Source organism: Mesorhizobium sp. M7A.F.Ca.CA.002.04.1.1 (assembly GCF_004022805.1).
In the GTDB taxonomy this organism is placed as follows: domain Bacteria; phylum Pseudomonadota; class Alphaproteobacteria; order Rhizobiales; family Rhizobiaceae; genus Mesorhizobium; species Mesorhizobium ciceri.
In genome coordinates this window covers 1-5491 of record NZ_RZPL01000369.1, presented here as the reverse complement: position 1 = coordinate 5491, position 5491 = coordinate 1, and the positions used below count along the sequence as shown (strand labels likewise).

The window sequence follows — 5491 nt, the reverse complement described above, 5'->3', positions numbered from 1 at the left end:
TTTCACCACCGGTTCGTGGGCGCTGTTCAAGAATTCGGGCAAGACCATCATCGGACTCAACGTGCAGCCCTTCGATGCCGGCAAGCACCGCGCCCTGCCGCTGGTGGCCGATGCGGCCGAGGGCCTGGCGGAACTCGGTGCTGCGCTGAAGGACTGGAAGGCGCCGGCAAGCTGGACCGACAATGCGTCGTCCGGCAAGAAGGCCTGGGCGGTCGAGGCGGCCAAGGTGACGGCGTCGACCAATGCCGCCTATCCGTCCGATGCGCAGGTGATCGGCGCGGTGCAGCGCGCCATGGGCTCCGGTGTGACGCTGCTGAATGCCTCCGGCGGGTTGCCGGGCGAATTGCACAAGCTTTGGCAGGCGGGCGCGCCCGGCTCGTACCATGGCGAATACGGCTTCTCGACCATGGGCTATGAGATTGCCGGCGGGCTCGGCGCCAAGATGGCGAAGCCCGGCGAGGAGATCGTCGTCATGATCGGCGACGGCTCCTACCTGATGATGAATTCGGAGATCGCCACCTCGGTGATGCTCGGCCTCAAGCTGACCATCGTGCTGCTCGACAACCGCGGTTACGGCTGCATCAACCGGCTGCAGATGGCGACCGGCGGCGCCAACTTCAACAATCTGCTGAAGGACTCGCGCCACGAGGTTCTGCCCGACATCGACTTCGCCGCGCATGCGGCGAGCATGGGGGCGATTGCCGAGAAAGTGCCGTCGATCGCCGGGCTGGAAAACGCGCTGGCACAAGCCAGGAAGAATACGCGCACCACGGTGCTCGTCATCGACACCGGCCCCCTGGTTTCCACCGATGCCGGCGGTCACTGGTGGGATGTGGCGGTGCCGGAAGTGTCAGTGCGGCCGCAGGTCAACGCGGCGCGCAAGGCGTATGATGAAAAGCGGCAGATGCAGACCATCGGCGATTGATATAGGCGCCGAAGCTCCTCCTTCTCCCCGTCTCTACACGGGGAGAAGATGCCGGCAGGCAGATGAGGGGCGGCGCCAACGAGCAAGAAACTGTTTTAGGACCGGAGTGACGACTTGAAAGCCAAACTGGGCATGTCCCCCATTGCGTGGTGGAACGACGATCTTGCGGAGCTCAGCGATGACGTGTCGCTGGAAGAATGTCTGCGCCAGTCGCGCTCGGCCGGCTTCACCGGCATGGAGATGGGCCGGCGTTTTCCCAATGACCCCGAAATCATGCTGCCGATCCTGAAGGCCGCCGACGTCACGCTGTGCGGCGGCTGGTTCTCGGGCACGCTGGTCGATGGGGAGATGGCCGACAACAAGGATCGCATCCAGCCGATGATCGACCTGTTCAAGGCGGTGAACGCGCCTTGCATCGTCTATGGCGAGGTTGGCCGTTCGATCCAGGGCGACCGCTCGAAGCCGCTGGCGACCAAGCCGAAGCTGTCGGACGACGAGATGAAAGCCTATGCGAAGCGCCTGACCGAATTTGGCGAATGGTGCGCCGAACAAGGCATGCCGCTGTCCTACCACCACCATATGGCGGCGGTGGTCGAGACCGAGCCGGAACTCGATGCCTTCATGCGCTATTCCGGAGCCGGCATTCCGCTGCTGCTCGATGCAGGCCATCTGGCATTCGCCGGCGGCGACGTGCTGCGCGCCATCGACAACCACCATACCCGGATCAGCCATGTGCATGTGAAGGACGTCCGCATGGGGGTGATCGAAAAGCTCGACCGCACGAAGCAGTCCTTCCTCGACGCGGTGGCGCTCGGCGCCTTCACCGTGCCGGGCGACGGTTCGCTGGACTTCGGCGCCATCGTGCAGCGCTTCGCCGACCATGGCTATGAGGGCTGGTTCGTGGTCGAGGCCGAGCAGGACCCGAAGAAGAACCCGCCGCTCAGGATGGCGCAAGTGGGCTACAAGGAATTGATGCGCGTCATGACGGCGGCCGGATACACGGTCGAGACGCAAGGCTTTCCAAATGTCTAGTTTCCCAATGGCTGGTGCGACGGGTTCCCGGCGAGGCCGATTGCTGTAGATTGGCCCGATGAAAGATTCCGAACACCCCTTCTTCCGGCCTTTGTGGCGGCGTGTCGCCGTCGTCGCGGTCTGCGTCATCTGGTCGATCATCGAGTTCGCCACCGGCACGCCGTTCTGGGGCATGATCGCGCTCGGCTTCGCCGGCTACGCCGTCTGGCAGTTTTTTTATCTCTACAAGCCTGCTGACGAGGCGAGGCCTCCGGTCGGGCCCGAGCCGAAGGAGTGACTGATCGCATGCGTCGGCGGTTAGCTTCCAGTGCTTCTAACTTCGTCATCCGAGGGTCTCCGCGACGGAGCTTCGCTCCTGCTAGGCCCTAGGATGACGAAGTTAGAGAGGCTTCGGCCGATCTCGAAGATTTCGATAGGAGAGACAAAAATGTCGAAGCTGCTCGTCAAAGCCGACAAGGGCCACGGTCGCGTCGCCCATGTGACGCCGAAAAGCGCGGGCTGGACCTATGTCGGTTTCGACCTGCATCGGCTGAAGCCGGGCGAGAGCGCCTTCGGCAAGACGGAGGATCGCGAAGTCTGCCTGGTGTTCGTCACCGGCAAGGGCAAGGCTTCAGCCGGCGGCAAGGAGCTCGGCCTGCTCGGCGAGCGCATGTCGCCCTTCGAGGGCAAGCCGTGGTCGGTCTACGTGCCTGAGGGTTCGGACTGGTCGGTGACCGCGGACACCGAACTGGAAGTCGCGGTCTGCTCGGCGCCGGGCCTTGGCGGCGGCCTGCCGGTTCGCGTCATCGGACCGGACGATCTCGGCCAGGAGGTGCGCGGCAAGGGCACCAACACGCGCTATGTCACCAACATCCTGCCGGAGGGCAAGCCGGCCGATTCGCTGCTGGTGGTCGAGGTCATCACGCCCGGGGGGCATACGTCGAGCTATCCGCCGCACAAGCACGACCAGGACAATCTGCCCGCTGAATCCTACCTCGAGGAAACTTACTATCACCGCCTCAACCCGCCGCAGGGCTTTGCCTTCCAGCGCGTCTACACCGACGCCGACAAGAACGGCCATCGCGCGCTCGACGAAGCAATGGCGATCGAGGATGGCGATGTCGTGCTGGTACCCAGGGGTTATCACCCCTGCGCCGCCTGCCATGGCTACGACCTCTATTATCTCAACGTCATGGCAGGACCGAAGCGGACGTGGAAGTTCCACAATGCGCCCGAGCATGAATGGCTGATGAAGGCCTGATCGGTCGCTGCGTGAGCACTCGCCCCCTGGTCCAGCACGAAAAAATCGTCGGCTAATGACCCCGCCGCAGCGTTTTGTTACCTGAAAGCCAGCAAGGCTTCGTCAATTCGTCATGGAAATCACCTATGGCAGCGAAGCTGACAAGGACTTTCCATGCGCTACGCCCTCTATTTCACTCCCCGGCAGGACGAGCCACTGGCGCGGATCGCCGCCGACTGGCTGGGCCGCGACCCGTTTGGCGCCGCCACGAGGCCGGTCGAAGCGGTGGCCGACCTGTCGGCGGCGGAAGTGGCTTTCCACACCGCTTCGGCGCGCCGCTATGGTTTCCATGCGACGCTGAAAGCACCGTTCCGCCTGGCTGCCAACGAGACGGAAGTCTCGCTGCGCGCCGCACTCGACCTTTTTGCCGAGGTGACGCCGGTGGTGACCATTCCCCGTCTCGTGGTCAGCCAGATCGACGGCTTCTTCGCACTGGTGCCGGAAGGGCCAGTGCCTGCGCTCAACCGGTTCGCCGATGACGTGGTGCGCGACTTCGACCGGTTTCGCGCACCGCTGAGCGAGGCGGAAATCGAGCGGCGCAGCCCGGATTCGCTGAAGCCGGCCGAGTTCCGCAATCTCTGCCAATGGGGCTACCCCTATGTCTTCGAAACCTTTCGCTTCCACATGACGCTCTCCGGCCGGGCGGGGTCACAGGAGAGCCCGCGTTTGCGCGCAGCGATCGACAGCCTGTTCGCGGAAGTGCTGCAACAGAAGGTGCTGGTGGATGCGCTGACCTTGTTTGTCGAAACCGAACCGGGTGCGCCGTTCATGGTGCTCTCGCATCACGCGCTCGGGCGCCGCCCGGCCAGAAAAACCGCCTGAAGGACTGCCTGAAATGACCGCCGAGACTGTTCTCCACAATGCCCGCATCGTGCTTGCCGACGAGATCGTCGAAGGTTCGCTGGTGCTGCGCGACGGCTTTATCGCCGGCATCGAAGCCGGCGCAAGCCTTGGCTCTGGCCGCATCGGCGAGGATATGGGCGGCGACTATATTATTCCCGGGCTGGTCGAGTTGCACACCGACCATCTCGAAGGCCATTACGCGCCGCGGCCCAAGGTGCGCTGGAATCCGATCGCCGCCGTGCTCGCCCATGACGCGCAGGTGGCAACCGCCGGCATCACCACCGTGCTGGACGCCTTGCGCGTCGGCATGGACGAAGACGCCGACCTGACATCGGCCGACATCCGCAAGCTGGCCGACGCGATCGAGGACAGTGTGAAGCAGGACCGTCTGCGCGCCGACCATTTCATCCACCTGCGCTGCGAGGTTTCGGCACCCGACTGCCTCAGGGCTTTCGCCAATTTCGACGGCGACGAGCGGGTTAAGCTGGCATCGCTGATGGATCATGCGCCAGGCCAGCGCCAGTTCGTCAATCTCGAAACCTATGCCTACTATTACCAGCGCAAGCTGAAGCTGACCGATCGCGACTTCAAGGTGTTCTGCGAAAAACGGATGGCCGAATCGGCGCGCAATTCGGCGCCGAACCGGGCGGTGATCGCCGCCGCCTGCCAGGAGCGCGGCATCGTGCTGGCCAGCCACGACGACGCCACATCGGGCCATGTCGACGAAGCGATCGAGCAGGGCGTGCGGGTTGCCGAATTCCCGACCACGGAAGAGGCCGCAAGGGCCTCGAAAGAGGCCGGGATGGGTGTGCTGATGGGCGCGCCAAACGTCATGCGCGGCGCCTCGCATTCGGGCAATGTCTCGGCCCGTACGCTGGCCAGCGACGGCCTGCTCGACATCTTGTCGTCCGACTACATTCCCTTCAGCCTGATCCAGTCGGCGTTCTTCCTCGGCGATGTCGTCGAAGGCATTTCCCTGCCGCAGGCCGTCGCCATGGTCTCGAAAAACCCGGCCGATGCGGTTGGACTGACCGACCGCGGCGTCATCGAGCAGGGCCGCCGCGCCGATCTGGTGCGGGTGCGCGTCGACGACCATGTTCCGGTCGTGCGCACCGTGTGGCGGCAGGGACGCCGGGTGGCATGATGGTGTCGGCACTGATCGAGCGGGAACTTTCGGCCGAGACGTTTCCGATCCGCGATGGCGTTTTCGTCGCCGTCGTCGGCCCAAGCGGCGCCGGCAAGGACACGGTGATCGGCTACGCCCGCAACCATTTTGCCGACGAAACGCGGCTGGAGTTCGTCCGCCGGGTCATCACCAGGCCGAGCGATGCCGCAAGCGAGGATCACGACACGCTGGCCGACGCTGCCTTCGCCGAAGCCGAAGCCGATGGCGCCTTCGCCATTTCCTGGGA

6 protein-coding genes and 1 pseudogene are annotated in these 5491 nt (G+C 64.2%); all 7 read left to right on the top strand.

The genetic code is table 11. The features are described from left to right. Positions 1-925: thiamine pyrophosphate-dependent enzyme (locus tag ENZ75_RS19220; protein WP_164887867.1), on the top strand; the 925-nt coding region annotated here is incomplete at its 5' end. Positions 926-1039: 114 nt separating this feature from the next. After that, on the top strand, positions 1040-1957 hold the full coding sequence (iolE, locus tag ENZ75_RS19215; protein ID WP_063169768.1) for a myo-inosose-2 dehydratase: 918 nt from the start codon (positions 1040-1042) through the stop codon (positions 1955-1957). Positions 1958-2015: 58 nt separating this feature from the next. Further along, entirely contained in the window at positions 2016-2234 is a 219-nt protein-coding gene (locus tag ENZ75_RS19210; protein WP_027161053.1) for a hypothetical protein, read from the top strand. 150 nt (positions 2235-2384) lie between these two features. Beyond that, on the top strand, positions 2385-3197 hold the full coding sequence (iolB, locus tag ENZ75_RS19205; RefSeq protein WP_063169767.1) for a 5-deoxy-glucuronate isomerase: 813 nt from the start codon (positions 2385-2387) through the stop codon (positions 3195-3197). Positions 3198-3350: 153 nt separating this feature from the next. Continuing rightward, positions 3351-4058 (top strand): DUF1045 domain-containing protein, encoded by a 708-nt coding sequence (locus ENZ75_RS19200; RefSeq protein WP_027161055.1) that lies wholly within the window; start codon positions 3351-3353, stop codon positions 4056-4058. A gap of 13 nt (positions 4059-4071) precedes the next feature. After that, positions 4072-5223, top strand: coding sequence for an alpha-D-ribose 1-methylphosphonate 5-triphosphate diphosphatase (locus ENZ75_RS19195; RefSeq protein WP_063169766.1), 1152 nt, complete (start codon positions 4072-4074; stop codon positions 5221-5223). Next, positions 5220-5491 (top strand): annotated as a pseudogene (locus ENZ75_RS19190) (phosphonate metabolism protein/1,5-bisphosphokinase (PRPP-forming) PhnN); the annotation flags it as partial. The gene ENZ75_RS19195 and the pseudogene ENZ75_RS19190, both read left to right, overlap by 4 nt.